This window comes from Pseudomonas sp. W3I7 (genome assembly GCF_030816095.1).
GTDB lineage: Bacteria > Pseudomonadota > Gammaproteobacteria > Pseudomonadales > Pseudomonadaceae > Aquipseudomonas > Aquipseudomonas salomonii.
The window spans coordinates 5999788-6020040 of record NZ_JAUSXP010000001.1 but is presented as its reverse complement, the minus strand read 5'-3'; the positions used below and the strand labels follow the sequence as shown (position 1 = coordinate 6020040).

At 60.6% G+C, this 20253-nt stretch carries 18 protein-coding genes and 1 pseudogene; 15 read left to right on the top strand and 4 right to left on the bottom strand.

Annotation, left to right across the window (positions count from 1 at the left end):
* Nucleotides 1–121 precede the first annotated feature (121 nt).
* Entirely contained in the window at nt 122–1123 is a 1002-nt protein-coding gene (locus QF043_RS27645; protein ID WP_307420914.1) for an ABC transporter substrate-binding protein, read from the top strand.
* A gap of 98 nt (nt 1124–1221) precedes the next feature.
* On the opposite strand, the gene QF043_RS27640 is transcribed toward QF043_RS27645, so the two are convergent.
* Entirely contained in the window at nt 1222–2142 is a 921-nt protein-coding gene (locus QF043_RS27640; RefSeq protein ID WP_307420913.1) for a LysR family transcriptional regulator, read from the bottom strand.
* A 181-nt stretch (nt 2143–2323) separates the two neighbouring features.
* Here QF043_RS27640 and QF043_RS27635 point away from each other — a divergent pair, with 181 nt between their 5' ends.
* Complete coding sequence (locus QF043_RS27635; protein WP_307420910.1) at nt 2324–3229, top strand: TauD/TfdA family dioxygenase; 906 nt, start codon at nt 2324–2326, stop codon at nt 3227–3229.
* A gap of 138 nt (nt 3230–3367) precedes the next feature.
* On the opposite strand, the gene QF043_RS27630 is transcribed toward QF043_RS27635, so the two are convergent.
* Both QF043_RS27630 and QF043_RS27625 read right to left on the bottom strand, forming a co-directional pair.
* Nucleotides 3368–4975: an alkaline phosphatase family protein gene (locus tag QF043_RS27630; RefSeq protein WP_307420909.1), complete on the bottom strand. Its 1608-nt coding sequence runs from the start codon at nt 4973–4975 to the stop codon at nt 3368–3370.
* 190 nt (nt 4976–5165) lie between these two features.
* Entirely contained in the window at nt 5166–6110 is a 945-nt protein-coding gene (locus QF043_RS27625; protein ID WP_307420908.1) for a LysR family transcriptional regulator, read from the bottom strand.
* A gap of 155 nt (nt 6111–6265) precedes the next feature.
* On the opposite strand from QF043_RS27625, the gene QF043_RS27620 reads away from it, so the two are divergent.
* The gene (locus QF043_RS27620) at nt 6266–8581 is read left to right on the top strand and encodes a TonB-dependent receptor (protein ID WP_307420907.1); all 2316 of its coding nucleotides are present in this window, start codon (nt 6266–6268) and stop codon (nt 8579–8581) included.
* On the opposite strand, the gene QF043_RS27615 is transcribed toward QF043_RS27620, so the two are convergent.
* Nucleotides 8552–9751 (bottom strand): CynX/NimT family MFS transporter, encoded by a 1200-nt coding sequence (locus QF043_RS27615; RefSeq protein ID WP_307420905.1) that lies wholly within the window; start codon nt 9749–9751, stop codon nt 8552–8554. The two genes, QF043_RS27620 and QF043_RS27615, sit on opposite strands and share 30 nt — an antisense overlap.
* A gap of 109 nt (nt 9752–9860) precedes the next feature.
* Between QF043_RS27615 and QF043_RS27610 the strand changes: the two genes are divergently transcribed.
* The 12 genes and pseudogenes from QF043_RS27610 to QF043_RS27555 all read left to right on the top strand — a co-directional run bounded on the left by QF043_RS27610 (nt 9861) and on the right by QF043_RS27555 (nt 20205).
* The gene (locus QF043_RS27610; RefSeq protein WP_307420904.1) at nt 9861–10712 is read left to right on the top strand and encodes a LysR family transcriptional regulator; all 852 of its coding nucleotides are present in this window, start codon (nt 9861–9863) and stop codon (nt 10710–10712) included.
* A 397-nt stretch (nt 10713–11109) separates the two neighbouring features.
* On the top strand, nt 11110–11928 hold the full coding sequence (locus tag QF043_RS27605) for an energy transducer TonB (protein WP_307420903.1): 819 nt from the start codon (nt 11110–11112) through the stop codon (nt 11926–11928).
* A 51-nt stretch (nt 11929–11979) separates the two neighbouring features.
* Nucleotides 11980–12702, top strand: coding sequence for a MotA/TolQ/ExbB proton channel family protein (locus QF043_RS27600; RefSeq protein ID WP_305459957.1), 723 nt, complete (start codon nt 11980–11982; stop codon nt 12700–12702).
* 1 nt (nt 12703) lies between these two features.
* Entirely contained in the window at nt 12704–13105 is a 402-nt protein-coding gene (locus tag QF043_RS27595) for a biopolymer transporter ExbD (protein ID WP_017136714.1), read from the top strand.
* Between the two features lie 237 nt (nt 13106–13342).
* On the top strand, nt 13343–14149 hold the full coding sequence (locus QF043_RS27590; RefSeq protein WP_307421535.1) for a type III effector: 807 nt from the start codon (nt 13343–13345) through the stop codon (nt 14147–14149).
* A gap of 164 nt (nt 14150–14313) precedes the next feature.
* On the top strand, nt 14314–14895 hold the full coding sequence (locus QF043_RS27585; RefSeq protein ID WP_058422586.1) for an alpha/beta hydrolase: 582 nt from the start codon (nt 14314–14316) through the stop codon (nt 14893–14895).
* Between the two features lie 48 nt (nt 14896–14943).
* Entirely contained in the window at nt 14944–15882 is a 939-nt protein-coding gene (locus tag QF043_RS27580) for a sigma 54-interacting transcriptional regulator (RefSeq protein ID WP_069786395.1), read from the top strand.
* 124 nt (nt 15883–16006) lie between these two features.
* Nucleotides 16007–16789 (top strand): MetQ/NlpA family ABC transporter substrate-binding protein, encoded by a 783-nt coding sequence (locus QF043_RS27575; RefSeq protein ID WP_017135750.1) that lies wholly within the window; start codon nt 16007–16009, stop codon nt 16787–16789.
* 488 nt (nt 16790–17277) lie between these two features.
* A complete protein-coding gene (locus tag QF043_RS27570) occupies nt 17278–17943 on the top strand; it encodes an amino acid ABC transporter permease (protein ID WP_058422589.1) in 666 nt (221 codons plus the stop codon).
* Nucleotides 17924–18584 (top strand): annotated as a pseudogene (locus QF043_RS27565) (amino acid ABC transporter permease). Before QF043_RS27570 ends, QF043_RS27565 begins: the two are co-directional and overlap by 20 nt.
* Nucleotides 18581–19357: an amino acid ABC transporter ATP-binding protein gene (locus QF043_RS27560; protein WP_056858161.1), complete on the top strand. Its 777-nt coding sequence runs from the start codon at nt 18581–18583 to the stop codon at nt 19355–19357. The pseudogene QF043_RS27565 and the gene QF043_RS27560 overlap by 4 nt, the downstream one beginning before the upstream one ends.
* Nucleotides 19354–20205 carry a transporter substrate-binding domain-containing protein gene (locus tag QF043_RS27555; protein WP_056858162.1) on the top strand — a complete coding sequence of 284 codons (852 nt, stop codon included), beginning with the start codon at nt 19354–19356 and terminating at the stop codon, nt 20203–20205. The genes QF043_RS27560 and QF043_RS27555 overlap by 4 nt, the downstream gene beginning before the upstream one ends.
* The last annotated feature ends 48 nt before the right edge of the window (nt 20206–20253 follow it).

Sequence of the window (20253 nt, the reverse complement as noted above, 5' to 3'; positions counted from 1 at the left end):
CGTTTCTGCTTGCATAGTCCAAAAAGCTATTAAATTGTGAATTTATAGTATTTAAAGTTTTGCTCGGGCTATGCCTACTTTCTGCTCCCCAGGCGACCGTCGCCCACCAGGAGCTGCGCTTATGAAACTGCCCTTCAAACGTCTGATCAGCCTGTTCGCGGGCACCGCCCTGGCCGGGTTGGTGCACGCTGCCGACCTCAAGGAAATCCGCATCGCCGTGCCTGACTTGAGTGCCGGCAGCCAGCACAGCGGCGGCGGTATAACGGATGTATTGCGCGAGCAGCAGGTCTTCGAAAAAGCCTTTGCCGACCAAGGCATCACGATTCAGTGGAACTACTTCAAGGGCGCCGGTCCCGTGATCAATGAAGCCTTCGCCAATGGCCAGGTGGACTTGGCCTACCTGGGCGATCTGGCGGCGATCATCGGTCGCTCCAATGGGCTGGACACGCGTTTGCTCAGCGCCTCCGCGCGCGACATCAAGCAGTACCTGGGCGTGGTGCCGGGCTCGGGGATCAAGACTTTGCAAGATCTCAAGGGCAAGCGCGTGGCGGTGTTCCGTGGTACGGCCAGCCAGTTGTCGTTCGACAGTGCATTGGCCAGCCAGGGCTTGAATGAAAAGGACATGAAGGTCATCAACCTGGATTTCAACGCGGCGGGCGCGGCATTGGCCGCCAAGCAGATTGATGCGACCTGGGGCGGTTCGAACCTGACGGCGTTGCAGGCCAAAGGGCTGGCGGAAATACCGCTCACCACCAAGGACCTCGGCGGTGCCGGCAGCGTCCAGGCGGTGCTGGTGGGCAGCAAACAGTTTGTCGACGAACACCCTGATGCGGTGGCCAAGTTGCTCAAGGCCCAGCAGCAAGCGGTGCAGTGGTTGACCACCGACAGCAACAAGCAGGCCTACATCGAGTTGGTGTCGGGGCGTGCCAGTTATCCGCCGGTGATCCTGACCAACGACTTGAAAGACCAGCAGCTCAGCGAGATTTTCCCGGCGACCCTGGATCCGGTGTTCCTGGGCAAGTTGCAGGGCGCGGTGGACTTGGCGTCCAAGGAGCGCTTGATTCGCAAGTCGTTTCAGGTGAGTGACTGGGTGGCGCCGAACCTGGCGGCGGCGGGGCTCTGAGAATTTTGGCGGCTGGGATATTGCTATCGCAGGCAAGCCAGCTCCCACAGGGGAATGCATTCCAACTGTGGGAGCTGGCTTGCCTGCGATGAGGCCCGTCAAACCGCCACACTCACCTCCTGCCTGTCGACCTCCACCAATGTCTCGATCATCGCCTTCGCCGCCGGCGATAACCTCGACCCGGTGCGGCTGACAATCCCGCACCGCGCACTCATGGTCTCCATGTTCTGCGGCAGGTTGCGCCAGTGCAGCAGTACCAGCGAACCCTGTGCGATGGCCTCGGCAAAGGCTTCCTCGGTGCCCACGCCGATGGCATTCGATTGCAGCACGATTTTTACCAGTGCCGGGAAGTGTTCAGTCTGAATGCTGGGTGAAAAATCCATGCGCCCGCTCAGGTTCGCCAGCAGTTTACGAATGCCCTGGGAGATCAGCGGCGAGGCCAGCGGGTAGTCGAACATGTCGTTGGTCGACAGGCTGTCCTTGGCCAGCAACGGGTGCCCCGGGCGGCAGAAGAATACGCCGCGCTTGGGCGTCAGTGCGCGAGTCTGGAAATTCGGGTCGGCCTCGAACTGGCGGATGTCGGCGATAAAAAATTCGATCTCTTCGCGGCTCAAGGCGCGGCTGAGTTTTTCCCAGTTATCCACCTGGAAACTGGTGCGGATTTTCGGGTGCACGCCGATAAAACGCGCCACTGCGTCCGGCACCAGTTTTACCGCTGGCGCCGGGCCACAACCGAAGCGCAGGTCGCCGGCGTCGAGCTTGGTCATGCGCGTGACTTCACTGCTCAGCAGCGCGGCGCCGTGCACCAGGGTCAAGGCATGTTGCAGCACCACCTGGCCCTCTGGCGTGGGGCGCAAGTCCTTGTGGCCACGGTCGACCAGCACGCAGCCGAATTCCTGTTCGAGCCCCTGGATGCTGCGGCTGAATGCCGGTTGGGTGATGCCCATGGCGTCGGCGGCGCGCACGAAACTGCGGTGTTCGTTGAGGGCGATGAAGTACCGAAGTTGGCGAAGATCCATATGCTTTCCCGGCATTTTAAAAATAGGTCGAAGGCATTTGCGACCGTGGGAGCTGAGGTTTTAAATGCAAGCTCTTATTCCGTCAACGAAGCATTGATTCATTTGCTAGATCTAAATTGCATATGAATAGAGCGTTGCAGGAAAGCATCCCACCATCAGCAGGCACATGAGGGTCATCACAATGAGCAACGCCGCATTAGCTGTTCAACCCGTCGCCCAGGCGCTCGACATCCACCCGGTGGCCGGCCGCATCGGCGCCGAGATCCGTGGCATCAAACTCTCCGGCGACCTGGATGCCGCCACCGTCGAGGCCATCCAGCAAGCGCTGGTGCAGTACAAAGTGATCTTCTTCCGCGAGCAAACCCACCTCGATGACCAGCGCCAGGAAGCCTTCGCGCACCTGCTCGGCGAGCCGATCGCACACCCGACGGTGCCGGTGCGCGACGGCACGCGCTTCCTGTTGGAACTGGACGGTGCCCGTGGCCAGCGCGCCAATTCCTGGCACACCGACGTGACCTTCGTCGATGCCTACCCGAAAGCCTCGATCCTGCGTTCGGTGTTGGCACCAACGTCTGGTGGCGACACGGTGTGGGCCAATACGGCCGCCGCCTACAACGACCTCAGCGCCGACCTGCGCGCACTCGCCGACAACCTTTGGGCCGTGCACAGCAACGAGTACGACTACGCCGGGCGCAAGCCGGATGTGTCGCTGGAAAAGCTTGAGGAATATCGCAAAATCTTTACTTCCACCGTGTATGAAACCGAGCACCCAGTGGTGCGTGTACACCCGGTCAGCGGCGAAAAAACCTTGCTGTTGGGCCACTTCGTCAAACGCCTCAAAGGCTATTCCCAGACCGAATCGGCGCAGCTGTTCAACCTGCTGCAAGGCCACGTCACCCGCCTGGAAAACACCGTACGCTGGCGCTGGAACACCGGCGACGTGGCGATCTGGGACAACCGCGCCACTCAGCACTACGCGGTGGACGACTACGGCACCCAGGAACGCATCGTGCGTCGAGTGACGCTCAAGGGCGATGTGCCGGTGAGTGTGCAAGGGCAGCGCAGCCAGACCACCAAAGGTCTCTAAACCGGTTGGAGATTAAACAATGTGGGAGCTGGCTTGCCTGCGATAGCATCGCCTCGGTGTGACTGATACACCGAGGTGTCTGCATCGCAGCGGTGCGACGATTCGACAAGCCAGCTCCCACAATAGTTTTTTGTGTGTTTACCAGACGCCGATTTTTACCACCTTCTCCGCCTCAGGCTCACCGTACCGGAACCACTGGCCACGCGAATCAACCTCCGCATGGCTGATGGTGGTACGCCGCTTCAACCCGCGCAGCCACTCGAACAGATAACCCAAGTGAGTTTCGCGCACCGCCGCATACGCTGGATCCTCGCCCAAATCGTGCACTTCCTGCGGGTCATTTTCCAGGTCAAACAGCTGTGGACGAAAGCCGTCATAGGCCAGGTATTTCCAACGCTCACTGCGCACCATGGTCATGCGGCAGCGGTCGATAGGCTGCGCCAGCCGCTCGCGGGCGGGAGCCTGGAAGGCATAGTCATATTCAGCGATGGCGTAATTGCGCCAGGTGATGGGTTCGCCGTGTAGCAGCGGGATCAGCGAGCGGCCTTCCAGGCGATGGTCTGCGGCGGGCAAGCCCAGGGCATCGAGGAACGTTGGCAGGGCGTCGATGGTTTCCACCAGGCGCTCGTCCACCGCGCCACGGCTGATATCGGCACTGGCACGCGGGTCGCGCACGATCAGCGGAATGCCCACCGCCGGCTCCAGCAGAAACTCTTTTTCGCCCAGGAAGTGGTCGCCGAGGAAGTCGCCATGGTCGCTGGTGAACACGATCAGCGTGTCATCCCAGCGGCCGTTGCTTTGCAGAACATCGAACAGCCGCCCGAGTTGATCATCGACTTGTTTGATCAGGCCCATGTAGGTTGGAATCACCGTGAGCCGCACTTCATCTCGGGAAAAATTCACGCTCTCCTGATGCTGACGGAAAGCCTGGTAAACCGGATGATCACTGGTGTGCGCAGGTTGAATCGGCGCCTGGATATGCGCGGCGCCATACAACGCGTGATACGGCGCCGGCGCAATGTAGGGCCAGTGCGGCTTGATGTACGACAGGTGCAAGCACCACGGCTGTTCGCCTTGTTCAGCGATAAAGTCGATGGCGCGGTCGGTGGTGTAGACAGTCTCCGAATGCTGCTCGGCTACCCGCGCAGGCAATCCGGCGTTGCGCATGTGCCAGCCGCTGAGCACCTCACCGTTTTCACCGGCGGCGGCGTTGGCCCATTCATGCCACGGGTTGGTGCCGTCGTAGCCGTGCTCGCGCAGGTACTGGGTGTAGGGCGCGGACTCACGTTTTTCCGCGAACAGCGGGCTGTCGGGGTAGATGCCGTCATGGCGCAAATACGCGTCGAAGCCCACCTCATTGAAGGGCTCGGCCTGCGGACTTTCAGGGTCGATATTCAGGCGTTGCAAGGCCTCCAGGTTCGGCGTGGCGTGGGTCTTGCCCACCAGCGCGGTGCGGATGCCATGGGGGCGCAGGTAGTCGCCGATGGTCAGCTCCTCCAAGGGCAGCGGCACCGCGTTCCAGGCCACCTGATGGCTGCTGACATAGCGCCCGGTGTACGCCGACATCCGCGACGGCCCGCAAATGGTGCCCTGGGTGTAGGCGCGGCTGAAACGCACGCCGGCGGCGGCGAGGCGGTCGATATTCGGCGTGTGCAAATGCGCGTGGCCGTAGCACGACAGGTAATCGCGGCGCAGTTGATCACACATGATGTAGAGCACGTTGCGCAAGGGTTGGGAGTTGGACATGGGGTTTCACCGGACTGAGGACAGGTGAAGGTTTTCGCTGTTCGGGTGGTGGACTGGCAAGTGCATTTGAGGACTTGGTTTTATGCAGGGAATGCATGGGTATTGCTACCGGCGCTATCGCAGGCAAGCCAGCTCCCACAGTTGAAATGCGTTCCCCTGTGGGAGCTGGCTTGCCTGCGATAACGCCCGCTCAGACGGCGACATTCTCCAGCGCGCACACATCCTCATCCAGCTCATCAATCTGCTTGATCTGCTCAATCATCGCCTCCGCCAACGGCGATAACCGATACCCCGCACGGCTGACAATCCCGTAGCGCGTATAGCGCTCTTCCAAGTCCTCAGCCAGCCCATCAATCTTCAAACACACCAACTCACCCCGGGCCATGTGCAGCACATCGCTGTTGGCGCTGACGATGCCGATCGCATCCGAGCGCAACACCACACCCATCAGGCTGTAGCCGTTTTCACACTCCACATTGGGCAGGTAATCCGGCCGGCCGCTGAGGTCGACGATCACTTTGCGCAGGTTCGGCGGGCGAATCGTCACCGCCAGCGGGTAGCTCATCAGCTCGGCCGCGCTGACACTGTCGCGCTCGGCCAGCGGGTGCCCGGCGCGGCAGCAGAAGTACCAGCGCCGCGCGCGCAGGCGGTGGGTGTGGTAGTCCGGGTTGGCTTCGAAGTGGCGGGTGTCGGCGACGAAAAATTCGAACTCTTCGCTGAGCAGGCGCTTGCTCAAACTTTGCCAGTCATCCACCTGGAACTGCACGCGGGCCTTGGGGTAGCGCCCGATAAAACTGCCGATGGCACGCGGGATCAACCCGGCAGCGGGCGCCGGGCCGCAGCCGAAGCGCAGTTCACCGGCTTCCAGGCCATTGAACTGGCTGATCTCGTTGGCCAGTTGTTGCGCGCCGCTGACCAGGCGCCGTGCATGTTCGAGCAGCACCTGGCCTTGTTTGGTCGGCGCCAGGTCCTTGCGGCCACGGTCTACCAGTTGGCAACCGGCACTGTGTTCCAGCGCCTGGATGCTGCGACTGAACGCCGACTGCGACAGGTTCACGGCCAACGCCGCCGCGACAAAACTGCGTTGTTCGGCAAGGGCAATAAAGTGGCGAAGTTGGCGTAAGTCGATATGCATTTTTCACATCAAAAATATCCGGGAAATGCATTGGCTATGCATTAGGTCGACTCCTTATAAAGGCTATCTCTTATGCAGTAAATGTTCGATAAAACATAAATAAATAACCTTTTGGAATATCTATTGATGGATATTTCCGGGTTTCGGAGCCGCTTATGAGTCTGTTGAAGTCCTTGCCCCTGGCCATGTTGGTGGCCGGCAGCACCACTTGGTCGCCGACCCAGGCCGCCGAAACGCCTGCGCCTGCCGGCAAGGGTGAAAACGCCAGCGGCCAGCTTGAGACCGTCACGGTGACCGCCCGGCGGCGTACCGAAAGCGCCCAGGAAGTGCCGACGCCCATGAGCGTCATCGGCGGCCAGGCGCTGGAGAGCCAGCGGGTCTACCGCATTCAGGATTTGCAGCAACTGGTGCCCAGCGTCAACGTCGCTTATATGCATGCGCGTCAGTCCAGCGTGTCGATTCGCGGGTTGGGCAACAACCCGGCCAGCGACGGTCTGGAAGGCAGCGTGGGGCTGTATATCGACAACGTTTATCTCGGGCGGCCGGGCATGGCGGTGTTCGACTTGATGGACATCGAGCAGCTTGAAGTCTTGCGTGGTCCGCAAGGCACCTTGTTCGGCAAGAACACCACGGCGGGGGTGATCAATATCAGCACGCGCGCGCCGAGTTTCACTCCGGAGCGCAGCATTGAAACCTCGTTGGGCGAGGATGGTTATTTCCAGACCAAGGGGACGATTTCCGGCCCGCTCACCGACGAGTTGGCGGGGCGTTTTTCCGCCTATCGCACACGCAGCGATGGCGACATCAAGAACGAATACAACGGCCATGACCTTAACGGCGGTTCACGCCAGGGCTTTCGCGGGCAGTTGCTGTACAAGCCCAGCGACACGTTCAACCTGCGCTGGATCGGCGACTACAACGAAGAAGACTCCAGCGCCGGCACCCGCGTGCTGTACAGCACAGGGCCGACCATCAATGGCACCAACCTCTATCAATCCCGCGCCGCAGCGGCGGGCGCGACTCTGGTGGATGGCACCCATCGCAAGGTCAACCTGGACAACGACCAGCATGTCACCGTGTTCCAGGGCGGCACTTCATTGGAAGCCAACTGGACGTTGCCGAGTGACTTCACCCTGACCTCGGTCAGTTCCTATCGCTGGTGGAATTTCACCCCGCGCAATGACGACGGCCTCAATGTGCCGGCGTCGTATAACGCCGGTGTGTCGGTGGAAGATAAGCAGTGGTCCCAGGAGTTCCGCCTGGCCTCGCCCACCGGCGGTTTCTTCGACTATGTGCTGGGCGCCTACTACTTCGGCAATTCGCTGGATAACAAATCCTTCGCCTATTACGGGCCAAAGGCGGATATCTGGAATGGCACGCCGACCGGCGCGCTGAATGATGTGAGCACCGTCGGCAACGGGCATATTCGCACCGACAGCTTTGCCCTGTTCGCCCAGGGCACCTGGCACCTCACCGAACGCCTGGATTTCACCGCCGGTGTGCGCGGCACTTACGAAGAAAAAAGCGCCTGGGTCAGCCGCAATGCGCCCGTGGGTGGCGCTGCGGTCACCGGCGCCGCTGCCACGGCGCGGCGTGGGCGCACCGGCGCGTATGACTCCGGCGATCTCAACCAGTACAGCGCCACGCCGTCGGGGCTGCTCAACCTGAGCTATCACTTCAACGACAACCTGCTTGGCTACGCCACGTTGTCCCATGGCGAGAAGTCCGGCGGGGTGAACTTGGTGGTGGGCTCTGCGCCGACGGCCGGGGCCGATTCGCTGCTGGTCGGCACCGAGCGCGCCAACAACGCCGAGCTGGGGTTTAAAAGCACGCTGTGGGACCGCCGTCTGCAACTCAATGCCAACCTGTTCTGGACCCAGGTCAACGGCTACCAGACCAACGCCTACGACCAGGACAACCGCGTGCAATACCTGACCAACGCCGGTTCCGTGCGCTCGCGCGGCGTGGAAGTGGAGAGCACGCTGGTGCCGATCCGGGGCCTGACGTTGAATATCAATGGCTCGTTCAACGATGTGAGTTACCTGTCTTACAAAGATGCGCCGTGCCCACCGGAAGTCAGCTTGCGTCCGGGTGCGCCGGCCTCCTGCGATTTGAGCGGCCACCAAGTGGTGGGCGCGTCCAAGTGGATCGCCAACGCCAACGGTGAGTACAAGTGGAACCTGGATAACGGCTTCGAACCTTACGTGACCGCCAGCTATGCATTCCGCTCCAAAGCGGTGGGCACGGTGGAGGATTCCGACTATGGGCAGATTCCGGCCTACGCGGTGGTCAACCTCTCTACCGGCCTGCGCGGCAACTACCAGCAAGGGCAGTGGGATGTGTCGTTGTGGCTGAAAAACGCCTTCGACAAAACCTACTACACCACCCTGTGGACGGGCGGCAACGGCGGCTACGAAGGCTTGCTGGGCACGCCGCGCACCCTAGGCGTGACGGGCCGCTACGACTTCTGAGTCGGTGCGGTAGGTGGCCGGGTTGAACACCCGCGTCACCACCAGCATCGCCAGCACCGTGACCGTCAGCACCACCCAGGCGCTGACGAAGTTGCCGGTGAGTTCGCGCAGCCAGCCGGTCAGCCAGGGCGAAACCGCGTTGATCAAAAAGCCCACGCCCTGCACGAAGGCCGCCAGTTGCCCGGCCTGACGTGGATCGCGGTGGTGGTCGAGGGTCAGCAGCAGGCTCAGGGCGAAACACGCGCCCAGGCCAAAACCGCACAAGGCTACCCACAGGTGCGGGTACTCCAGCGGTGCGAGGATCAGGCCGAGGTAGCCGACAGTCTGCGCCAACAGGCTGATGCCGAGCAGCGGGCGACGGTCGATACCGCGCTGAGCCAGCACCGGCATCAACAGCGCAGCGATCACCTGGAAGATGGTCATGAACGCCAGCAACGAACCGCTCGGCAACACGCCCCAGCCGAGTTGCTGATAGTAGGCCGGCAGCCACGCCACCATGCTCATGTAGCCGCAATTCACCAGCCCGAAATACAACGCCAGCAGCCAGGCCCGACGATTGCGCAGCCCCTTGAAGGCAGGCGCGATTTGCTGGTTTCTCGCCGCGCCCAACGGCAGCCAGGCCCACAGCAGCAACGCCCCCAATGCAGGTAACAGCCAAACGCCAAGCCCTGCCTGCCATTGTTGAAAATGCGTAGCCACCACGGGGCTGAGCAACGCCGCCAGGCCACCGCCCGCCATTAACGAGGCCGAGTACACGCCCATCGCCACCGGCACGCGGTGATGAAATTCGCGCTTGATCATCGCCGGCACCAACGCCTGGATCAATGCCACACCGGCGCCGCCCAGCAACGCGGTAACCAGCAGCGCCGACGCCTGGCCCATCAACCAGCGCGCCAGGCACGCCAGCAGAATCATCATCAAGCCCAGCGCGATGCCGCGCCGTTCGCCCAGGCGTGCCTCCACGCGCACACCGACCAGCGCCACCAGGCCCATGCACACCACCGGCAGGCTGGTGAGCAGGGCGCTGCTTTGGAAGCTCAGGCCGGTGGCTTGGCGGATCTCGCCGAGCAAGGGGCTGATGGAGCTGAGGATGGGACGCAGGTTCAGGCCCAGTACGACCAAAAGGCCCCAGCCGGCGAGTTTTCCCGCAAATGAATGGTTGAGCGTCATGCACGGCCTGTCGTCTGCGCAAAAGAGGCGTGAAGTATGGCCAGCCGCCAGAGTATTCTGAAATTAAATATAACCATGCCAATCAGTGGCAAACGCAATGGTGACGAGCATGTTTGATCCCGTGTTACTGCGCAGTTTTGTCGCCGTGGTGGATTGCGGCAATTTCACCCGCGCCGCCGAGCGCCTGCACTTGACCCAATCCACCGTCAGCCAGCAGATCCGTCGCCTGGAAGACACGGTGGCGTGCCAGTTGCTCGACCGTGACCAGCGCCGCGTGGTGGCCACGGCCGAGGGCGAGCGTTTGCTGGCGTACGCGCGGCGCATCCTCGCGCTGCATGAAGAGGCCGCCGATGTATTGATCAACCAGCAAAGCGACGGCGTATTGCGCCTGGGTGTGCCGGAGGACTTTGCTGCCGAGCGCCTGATGCCGTTGCTGTCGGCTTTTGTGGTGGCCTATCCGCGGGTGCGTCTTGAGGTGACCAGCGGCCTGGGCCCCGAGTTGCAGCGCCAATACCGTGCCGGCGAGTTCGACGTGTTGCTGGTCAAGCAGATGGGCGACAGCGACGACTGCGTGGCCTCGTGGCCGGAACCCCTGTGCTGGGTCGACAGCCGCGACATGCCGTCGCTGGGGCGCGACCCGCTGCCCCTGGTGGCGTTTCCGGTAGGCGGTTTGTACCGCAATGAAATGCTCCACCACCTGGAAGTCGGCGGCTGGCGTTGGCGTATCGGCTATTCCAGCGCCAGTTTGGCCAGTGTGTGTTCGGCGGTGGCGGCGGGGCTGGGCATCAGCTTGTTGCCACGGCGGGTGGTGCAGCCTGGGCATGTGGTGCTCGACGATGACAGTGGTTTGCCGATGGTGCAGGGCGTGCGCCTGGCGCTGTATGGCCGCAGTGGGTTGGGCGCGGCCGGGCAGACTTTGCAGCAGCAATTGTTCGCTCTATGCGCCAACAACCCATCTTGAAGCGTTCGACGAGTATTTTTTTGTGGCGAGCGGGCTTGCCCCGCGTTGGGCTGCGCAGCAGACCCAAAACCTGCCAATACGCTATGCCTGGCGCGCCGCGTTTTGCCTTAGAGGGGCCGCGGCGCAGCCCAACGCGGGGCAAGCCCGCTCGCCACAATCCATGCGTTTACTGAATATTTTTTATGCCTTTAAAGCATTCAAAAACAACCCCTTCGCCACAGGCCACGGCCGCCGTGGCTTTGGCGTTTCAGGATGTTTCGTTTATTCAATTCAGATCTATGTATAACTTTAAAGATTACTTTAAGAGATAAGCGTCTAGCCCCGATGATTCAGCCCTCGACGGCCGCTTTGGCAGGCCTGTCGGTTTTTTTGTGCGAAAACCGTAGGGAGTGAATCAATGGGCAAAGTCCAGACCGCCGCCAGTGCACCCGAGGCGCAGTGGCGCCAGGCACCGGGTGGTGAGTTGGTCGACCTTGGCCGGCCGCACCGCGCGCCGTTGGGGCAATTGCGTTTGCAGAAAACCCCGAAGCGTTTTTCGAGCCGTCGCGAAGGGATTCTGCTCGGGTTGCTGGTGCTGGCCCTGCACGGTGCGGTGATCTATTGGGTGAGCCAGAAGCCCACGCCGGTGCTGCCGATTGTGCCGCCGGAAATCCCGCCGATGACCATCGAATTTTCCCAGCCCGCGCCGCCGGTGGTGGAGCCGCCTCCGCCTGTGCCGCCACCACCGCCGCCACCTGTGGTCGAGCCACCGCCGCCGGTTGTCGACGAGTTGGCCGCCAAGCCTGCACCGCCAAAACCTGTTCCAAAACCCAAACCAAAGCCGGTCCCGAAACCGGAACCCAAGCCTGTGCCAAAAGCGGTCGAGCAACCGCCCGCGCCACCGACACCCGCGCCTCCAGCGCCCGCAGCGCCACCGACGCCGTCACCTGCACCGGTGACACCGGCTTCGGCCAACGCTGCGTACCTGAAGAACCCGGCGCCGGAGTACCCGTCACTGGCCCAGCGCCGAGGCTGGGAAGGCACGGTGTTGTTGCGCGTGCATGTGTTGGCCAGCGGCAAGCCGGGCGAGGTCCAGATCCAGAAAAGCAGCGGTCGCCAGCAACTCGACGACGCCGCACTGACCGCCGTAAAGCGTTGGAGCTTCGTGCCGGCCAAGCAGGGCGATGTGGCCCAGGACGGCTGGGTCAGCGTTCCGATCGATTTCAAGATTCACTAACTATTCGGCAGCGGTGTGTTGGACACGCCGCCACCTGCACAGAGGGAAAACATCATGGCATTAGCATCTCCACTTGAATCCATCGAAAGCGCGGTGATCTGGCTGCTGGTGGTCTTTTCGGTCGCCACCTGGGGCCTGGCGTTGTTGAAGGGCGTGCAGTTCGGACGCCTCAAGGCCCAGGATCGAAAATTCCACAAACAGTTCTGGGCGGCGTCGAGCCTCGATGCCGCCGCTGAATTGGCCGAAACCCAGCCCGGCGCCGCTGCCCGCGTGGCCCAGGCCGGTTATGCCGCGATCCAGGTCGGTGATGCACCGCACGCGGCAGACTTGAGCCAGGCCATCAATCACCAGGACCGCCTGGAACGCGCCTTGCGCCAGCAGATCGTGCGTGAGCGCCGCTCTTTGGAAACCGGCCTGGCCGTGGTCGCCAGTATCGGCAGCACCTCGCCGTTTATCGGCCTGTTCGGCACCGTGTGGGGCATCATGGAAGCCCTCAAGGGCATCAGCGCTGCCGGCTCGGCCAGCCTGGAAACCGTGGCCGGCCCGATTGGTGCGGCCCTGGTCGCCACAGGTGTGGGTATCGCCGTCGCCGTGCCGGCGGTGCTGGTCTACAACTACTTCCTGCGTCGCCTGAAGCTCACGGCGGCGGACCTGGATGATTTCGCCCACGATTTCTACAGCCTGGCGCAGAAGAATTCCTTCCGTGTGCTGCTGCACCCGACCCTGACCAAAAGCGCAGCCGGCACCGCGCAAAAAGTGAAGGAGGCGTCCTGAGATGGCCTTCTCCACGCAAGACAGTGATGAGGTGCTGAGCGAGATCAACGTCACGCCGCTGGTGGACGTGATGCTGGTGCTGCTGGTGGTGTTTATCGTCACCGCGCCGTTGTTGACCAACTCGATCCCGATCAACCTGCCCAAGACCCAGGCTGTAGCCCCGGTGGAGCAGAAAGACCCGCTGGTGGTCAGCATCGACGGTGCCGGCAAATTGTTTATCAACAAGGACGAAATCCAGCCCGACCTGTTGGAATTCAACCTGCAGGCGGCCAAGGCCAAAGACCCGGAAGTGCGGGTGCAACTGCAGGCCGATGATGGCGTGAATTACGGCGAAGTGGCGCGAGCCATGGCGTCTATCGAGCGCGCAGGCATCACCAAGCTGTCGGTGATTACTGCACGTTAAGTTTCAAAAGCCTCGACAATTTTTTGGCCGTCTCCTTGGCAGGGTGCGGCCTTTTTTTTGCCGGGAAAAAACCTGACCGTGGGAACCTCATTCGATCTTGTTCCACTCACTGTAGGAAGTTTCGCCGGCAAGGGGCCAATGCTCAGTCAGGTTCTATGAAAAGTTTGCATGGACGCGACGGTTTTTCAATCTGGACCGTCGGCCCCGATTTTCCCCCTACAGAATCGGTATCCCGTTATGCAAAGAGTTAGACCCAAGCTCGGTTTGTCATTGAACACGTTGGCGCCCCCACCCCCACCGAAAAAAAACGCGTCCGCTGAACTGCGCGGCATGTCCCGAAATGATGTCGCCGCGAGCACGCAAACCCGTTTTGCGTTGAATCATGGTGCGCCCACGTATGACGTGGCCATGCGCGGGCGTGGTGAGCAGCATGCCGGTTGGTCTGCGTTCAACCAGTCAGCGTTGACCGGCACAGATGCGTTTATTCACATGGACCGCGTCAGCCCTAAAAGCCAGGGCGATTTTGCCGGGGATAAAATCCATCTCAGTGTCGCGCCGCAACACGTAGAAGCTGCGTTTAACGCGATTGCAAAGATCTTGCAGGCCGAAGACAGCCCGGTGGATAAATGGAAAGTCACTGATATGAGCCGCATGCACGCGAACATGTCCCCCGAGCAACAACGGGTGACGCTGGGTGCGCAGTTTACGATCTATGCCAAGCCTGACCGCCCGGACCACACCTATAGCCCTCAGTACATGGGCAAGCTGCGCGGGATGATCAAGAGTGTTGAAAACGAATTGCAACAAGCCGGTGTAGCGCCCAGCAGCAATCGACCGACTTCTGACGTGTCGCCTCAGCACTGGCAATTCGCGTCCTATCGCAATGAGAGAAACAGCGAGCGAGTGGGCTCGCCCACTCGAAACCAAGGGCTGGAACACGAACCGTTTTTTCAGCTTGTCGCTTTTCCTGACGCGTCTCCCACGTCTGCCAGCTCAACGCGTTCGCATTCATCCCTCCTGCCGCCGCCGTGGAACAAAGGCTAGATAAGGTTGGCTAGGTGAAAGACCGTTGCCATTGATGCCAAACGCCGCACCTTCTCGGTGCGGCTTTTTTTTGGTTATTAATAAATAGCTTCTTATTCCTTAACGAATATAAAACCCGTCCCTATACTGTTCAGCAACGTTAAACGCTGCAGGAGGGCACACCCATGCACAGCGAGTCGATTCGTTATCTGATCGTGCCGGGCTGGCAAGGATCGCCAGAAGATCATTGGCAAAGTCATTGGCAGAACAGCTTGCCCAACAGTGCGCGGGTGGAGCAGGCCGATTGGCTTACCCCGCGTCGCGAGGACTGGGTGGCCGCACTAGCCGAGGCTATCGCCGCCGACAGCACGCCGGTGATTCTCATCGCGCATAGCCTCGGTTGCATCACCGTGGCCCACTGGGCGGCCACGGCGCCGGTGCATTTTCTGCGGCAGGTGCGCGGCGCCTTGCTGGTGGCGCCGGCCGATGTCGAACGCCCAGCCTGTGCCCCCGCCCTGCGCAACTTTGCACCGATTCCCACGCACCTGTTGCCGTTTCCTAGCCAAGTGGTCAGTTCCGACAACGACAGCGCCGTCAGCGCCACCCGGGCGCTGGAACTGGCACGTAACTGGGGTGCTGAAGCCGGCATTTTGTCCGGTGCCGGGCATATCAATGTGAAGTCCGGCCACCAGCGATGGGAGCAAGGTTTCGCCTACCTTTATCGCCTGCAAAATCGCCTGGAACATCACGCCCGGCGCCGTGCATAAATTTTTTCAACGCCCCGTCCCTGAGCGGATTTGGGGCGGGAGCCTGCCATGAGTCATGACACCTTTGGCCAGCCGTTGCTGACCTTTCCCGATGCTGAAAAAAGCCCGCTGAGCATCCGCGCCAAGGCGCTGGTGTTTGTCGACCCGCGCTCACGCCAGCTGCGTGAAGAGCTGGAAAGCCTCGCGCCGCGTGCATTGCCGGTGTTGATTCGCGGCGAGACCGGCAGTGGTAAAGAGTTGCTCGCGCGGCATATTCACCGGGGCAGCGACCGCACGGGTTTGTTTGTGTCGGTCAATTGCGGCGCCATCAGCCCTACCTACGCGGATGCCGAATTGTTCGGTTATGCCGCCGGCAGCCATAGCGGCGCAGCCAGCAGCCGCGCCGGCTGGTTTGGCTCGGCCAATGGCGGCACCCTGTACCTGGACGAGATCGGCGACTTGCCGCTGCCTATTCAGGTGAAACTGCTCGCCGCCCTGGAAAACCACGAAGTCACCCGTGTCGGTGCTCATCAGCCAAGCCCGGTGGATGTGCGCCTGGTTGCGGCCACCAGTATCGACCTGGCCCAGGCTGTAGCCGCCGGAAAGTTTCATGAGCGCCTGTTTCATTACCTGAGCGAAGGCCAGCTCGACCTGCCGGCCCTGCGTGAGCGGGTGGGCGACATCCTGTCGCTGGCTGAATATTTCCTCGGCATCTACAGCCAGCGCCTGGACCTGCCCGTGCCACTGATCAGTGACGCTGCCCAACGTGTGCTGGAACATCACAGCTGGCCGGGCAATACCCGCGAGCTGGAAAACGTTATTCACTTTGCGCTGTTGGTAAGCAGCGGCGATGAGATTTTGCCCGAGCATTTGAACCTGCCCGCCGCCGGTTCGCCGTTGGAACAACTGCGGCGGATCTTCGCGAGTGCCAGCGCCGCCGAACAGCAAACCTTGCTCAGCTTTCTAAATGAACAGCCGCAACATGAGCAAAATGGAATATCAACGTGAATAAAAGATATTGTTCGGGAATAAAAAATCTAGGTATTGTCCATCCCACGCCGCGATAGCACTTCGCTGGCACACCATAAAAACGGTCGTCAGAGACGCCCCGGAATTTCGATAAGGACACTGCATGAAAAAGGTTCTGTTGTTTACCGCACTGGCGGCTGCCCTGACTGCAAGCTTCGCCCAGGCCAACGAGAAACTGGTGGTAGCGGCTACCCCGATCCCGCACGCGGAGATCCTTGAGCTGGTCAAGCCGACCTTGGCTAAAGAAGGTGTGGACCTGGAAATCAAAGTCTTCACTGACTACGTGCAGCCGAACACCCAGGTTGCCGAGAAGCGTCTGGACGCCAACTACTTCCAGACCCTGCCGTACCTGGAAAACTTCAACAAAGGCAAGGGCACCAACCTCGTCACCGTGATTGGTGTGCACGTTGAGCCCATCGGCGGTTACTCGAAAAAGATCAAGAATATTTCTGAACTCAAAGATGGCGCCACCGTGGCCATCCCGAATGAAGGCTCCAACGCCGGCCGTGCCCTGTTGCTGCTGCAAAAGAACGGTCTGATTACGCTGAAAGACCCGACCAATGCACTGGCTACGCCGAAAGACATCGCCAGCAACCCGAAAAACCTGAAATTCAAAGAGCTGGAATCGGCGCTGTTGCCACGCGTGCTGGACCAGGTTGACCTGGACGTGATCAACACCAACTACGCTCTGGAAGCCGGCCTGAACCCGGCCAAAGATGCGCTGATCATCGAAGACGCCAAGTCGCCGTACGTGAACTTCCTGGTTGCCCGCCCGGACAACAAGGACAGCGACGCGATCCAGAAACTGGCCAAAGCCCTGACCAGCCCGCAAGTCAAAGCCTTCATCGAGAAGAAGTACAACGGCGCGGTAGTGCCTGCGTTCTGATGTAAATAAAACCCCCTTCAAGGTTTGAACGCCGACGGCTACTGCAGCGTCGGCGTTTTTTTATGCCTGATGCATAATCAAACCCTGTGGGAGCTGGCTTGCCTGCGATAGCGGTCTGTCAGTGACAAATAAGTTAGCTGACCCACCGCCATCGCAGGCAAGCCAGCTCCCACATTTGGAGCGGCAGTGGCTCAGAGCTCGCGGCTATTGATCGCCCGACGCAACGCCACCAGCCACTTCACCAACTCCTGCGGATCAATCGGTTTCGCTTCGTTCATCAGTCATTCCCTCGAAACACAGACCCAGCAACCATAGCCGTCACCCACCAAACCCGCGAATCCGCCGGTTATCTTTTTGGGTGATATCAATATGCTATTTCGGTATTTAAATTTTACTTTTTATGCCTTTAAAGTTCGCGCTACCCGACGTTACCCTCGTCGGAACGGACAGCGGCCGCCGCATTACCCCTGCGGCGTCATGGACTCAAGATGACCTTCGATTTTGCTTTTATCCTCAGCACCTTGCCGGCGTTTCTAAAAGCCGTGGGGGTCACACTGCAAGTGGGCTTGATCGCCATTGCCACCTCGTTGCTGGTGGCGGTGATCAACGCGGCGCTGCTGGTGTTTCGCACGCCCTACCTGTCACGCCTGGTGGCGCTGTATGTGGAGCTGGCGCGTAACACGCCGCTGCTGATCCAACTGTTCTTCGTGTACTTCGCACTGCCGGCCCTGGGTTTCAATATCTCCGGGTTCTGGGCGGCGATCATCACCATGACCTTCCTCGGCGGCGCCTACCTCACCGAAGTGCTGCGCGCCGGTGTGGAAGCGGTGCCACTGGCGCAGATCGAGTCGGGTAAATCCATCGGCCTGTCCGACTGGCAACTGCTGCGCCATGTGATCCTGCCCCAGGCCGGCATCCTCAGCCTGCCGGCGCTGTTCGCCAATTTCATCTTTTTGCTCAAAGAGACCACCGTGGTATCCGCCGTGGCGGTGCCGGAGATTCTCTACACCACCAAGAGCTACATCGCGCTCTACTACAAGACCTACGAAATGCTCGCCGTGTTGACGCTGATTTGCGTGCTGCTGTTCTTGCCGCTGTCGCTGTTGCTCAGCCGCCTGGAAAGGAGGCTCCAGCATGGCCAGTTCGGGTCTTGAGTTGTTGTGGGTGTCGTTGCCGCAACTGGGCAAGGGCGCGGCGCAAACCCTGTCGATTTCTTTTTTGAGCATCGCCTTCAGCACCGTCGGCGGCGTTGTTGTATGGCGTGTTGCGCACCTTGAATAACAAGGTGATCAACGCGGTGCTACGGGTGTACCTGGAGCTGTTTCGCGCGATCCCGGTGCTGGTGTGGTTGTACCTGCTGTTTTTCGGGCTGCCGATTTTCTTTGGCCTGAGCATTCCAAACTTCTGGTGCGCGGTGCTGGTGCTGTCGCTATGGGGCGCCAGCGAGGTGGGCGAGGTGGTGCGTGGCGCGCTGCATTCGCTGCCACGAGGCCAGCGCGAGGCGGGGTTGTCGATAGGTTTATCCGACCCGCAACTGTACGGCTACGTATTGCTGCCCCAGGCCCTGAAACGTATGACGCCGCCGACCATCAACGTCTACACGCGCATCATCAAGACCAGCTCCCTGGCGGTGCTGATCGGCGTGGTGGATGTGATCAAGGTCGGCCAGCAAATCATCGAGCGCACCTACGAGTCTGTGCTGATCTACGGCGTGCTGTTTCTGTTTTTCTTCTTTATCTGCTATCCGTTGTCGGCCGCCTCCAAGGTGCTGGAACGGCGCTGGGGCCAGGCATGAGCGCATTGATCGAGTTCCAGGGTTTCAACAAGTTTTTCGGCGAGGCGCAGGTGCTCAAGGGTATCGATCTGAGCGTGCAGAGCGGCGAAGTGGTGGTGATCCTCGGCCCCAGCGGCTGCGGCAAAAGCACCTTGCTGCGCTGCCTCAATGGGCTGGAAGTCGCCCACAGCGGCAGCCTGCGGTTTGCCGGCAAGGAGCTATTGGACAAAAACACAGACTGGCGCCAGGTGCGCCAGGACGTAGGCATGGTGTTTCAGAGCTACCACCTGTTCCCGCACATGAGCGTGCTCGACAACATCTTGCTCGGCCCGCTGAAAGTGCAAAAACGCGACCCGCGTGAAGCCCGTGAGCAAGCAGAGAAACTGCTGGCGCGCGTGGGGCTCGCCGACAAGCGCGATGCCTTCCCGCGCCAGCTGTCCGGCGGCCAGCAGCAACGCATCGCCATCGTCCGTTCGTTGTGCATGAACCCTCAAGTCATGCTGTTTGATGAAGTCACCGCCGCCCTCGACCCGGAGATGGTCAAGGAAGTGCTGGAAGTGATCCAGGGCCTGGCCCGCGATGGCATGACCCTGTTGATCGTCACCCACGAAATGGCCTTCGCCCGCGCCGTCGCTGACCGCGTGGTGTTCATGGAGGCCGGTCGCATTCTCGAACACAACACACCCGAGGCATTCTTTACGAACCCGCAAACCGCACGCGCGCAGCAGTTCCTCGAGAAGTTCTCCTTTGTTTCAACACTGCCCAAGAAAACCAAGGAATTGGAGCTGATATGAAAAAACTACTGCTGCCACTGTTTGCCGTCGCCTTACTGGCCGGCTGCGATAAAAAGGCCGAAGAGCCTGCCAAACCCGTCGCTGCTGCCAGCTACATCGACAAGATCAAAGCGCGGGACAAGCTGATTGTCGGCGTATTTACCGACAAACCCCCGTTCGGTTTCGTCAACGAAGCGGGCCGCTATGTGGGGTTTGATACCGACATCGGCCGCCAATTCGCCAAGGACCTGCTGGGCGATGAAAACAAGGTTGAGTTCGTAGCTGTCGAGCCGGCCAGCCGTATTCCGTTCCTGCAAAGCGACAAGGTCGACCTGATCCTCGCCAACATGACCGTGACGCCGGAGCGCAAGGAAGCGGTGGACTTTACCAACCCCAACCTCAAAGTGGCGGTACAGGCGCTGGTGCCAAATGACAGCGCGGTGAAAAGCCTGGATGACCTGGCGACCCGCACCACCATCGTCACCACCGGCACCACTGCCGATATCTGGCTGACCAAAAACCACCCGGACTGGAAACTGCTCAAGTTCGAGAAAAACTCCGAGTCACTGCAAGCCCTGTCGGCCGGGCGTGGCGATGCCTACGCGCAAGACAACCTGGTGCTGTTCAGCTGGGCCAAGCAGAACCCTGGCTACCGCGTGCTGGAAGAGAAACTCGGCGATGAAGCACCGATTGCACCGGCGGTGAAGAAGGGCAATATCGAATTGCGTGACTGGGTGAATGCGGAGCTGGCGAAGTTGGGCGAGGAGAAGTTTTTGCTCAAGCTGTATGACCAGTATGTGCGTAAAGAACTGAGCGATGACACCAAGCCTGAGAGTGTGATTGTTGAAGGCGGTAAGTGGCAGGGCTGATTATGTGCTGACTGTTCTACCGCTATCGCAGGCAAGCCAGCTCCCACC

Excerpts from the sequence above, each read along its gene's own strand:
- QF043_RS27645 (WP_307420914.1), top strand. The coding sequence starts at position 122 with ATGAAACTGCCCTTCAAACGTCTGATCAGCCTGTTCGCGGGCACCGCC.
- QF043_RS27640 (WP_307420913.1), bottom strand. The coding sequence starts at position 2,142 with ATGGATCTTCGCCAACTTCGGTACTTCATCGCCCTCAACGAACACCGC.
- QF043_RS27635 (WP_307420910.1), top strand. The coding sequence starts at position 2,324 with ATGAGCAACGCCGCATTAGCTGTTCAACCCGTCGCCCAGGCGCTCGAC.
- QF043_RS27630 (WP_307420909.1), bottom strand. The coding sequence starts at position 4,975 with ATGTCCAACTCCCAACCCTTGCGCAACGTGCTCTACATCATGTGTGAT.
- QF043_RS27625 (WP_307420908.1), bottom strand. The coding sequence starts at position 6,110 with ATGCATATCGACTTACGCCAACTTCGCCACTTTATTGCCCTTGCCGAA.
- QF043_RS27620 (WP_307420907.1), top strand. The coding sequence starts at position 6,266 with ATGAGTCTGTTGAAGTCCTTGCCCCTGGCCATGTTGGTGGCCGGCAGC.
- QF043_RS27615 (WP_307420905.1), bottom strand. The coding sequence starts at position 9,751 with ATGACGCTCAACCATTCATTTGCGGGAAAACTCGCCGGCTGGGGCCTT.
- QF043_RS27610 (WP_307420904.1), top strand. The coding sequence starts at position 9,861 with ATGTTTGATCCCGTGTTACTGCGCAGTTTTGTCGCCGTGGTGGATTGC.
- QF043_RS27605 (WP_307420903.1), top strand. The coding sequence starts at position 11,110 with ATGGGCAAAGTCCAGACCGCCGCCAGTGCACCCGAGGCGCAGTGGCGC.
- QF043_RS27595 (WP_017136714.1), top strand. The coding sequence starts at position 12,704 with ATGGCCTTCTCCACGCAAGACAGTGATGAGGTGCTGAGCGAGATCAAC.
- QF043_RS27590 (WP_307421535.1), top strand. The coding sequence starts at position 13,343 with ATGCAAAGAGTTAGACCCAAGCTCGGTTTGTCATTGAACACGTTGGCG.
- QF043_RS27585 (WP_058422586.1), top strand. The coding sequence starts at position 14,314 with ATGCACAGCGAGTCGATTCGTTATCTGATCGTGCCGGGCTGGCAAGGA.
- QF043_RS27580 (WP_069786395.1), top strand. The coding sequence starts at position 14,944 with ATGAGTCATGACACCTTTGGCCAGCCGTTGCTGACCTTTCCCGATGCT.
- QF043_RS27575 (WP_017135750.1), top strand. The coding sequence starts at position 16,007 with ATGAAAAAGGTTCTGTTGTTTACCGCACTGGCGGCTGCCCTGACTGCA.
- QF043_RS27570 (WP_058422589.1), top strand. The coding sequence starts at position 17,278 with ATGACCTTCGATTTTGCTTTTATCCTCAGCACCTTGCCGGCGTTTCTA.
- QF043_RS27560 (WP_056858161.1), top strand. The coding sequence starts at position 18,581 with ATGAGCGCATTGATCGAGTTCCAGGGTTTCAACAAGTTTTTCGGCGAG.
- QF043_RS27555 (WP_056858162.1), top strand. The coding sequence starts at position 19,354 with ATGAAAAAACTACTGCTGCCACTGTTTGCCGTCGCCTTACTGGCCGGC.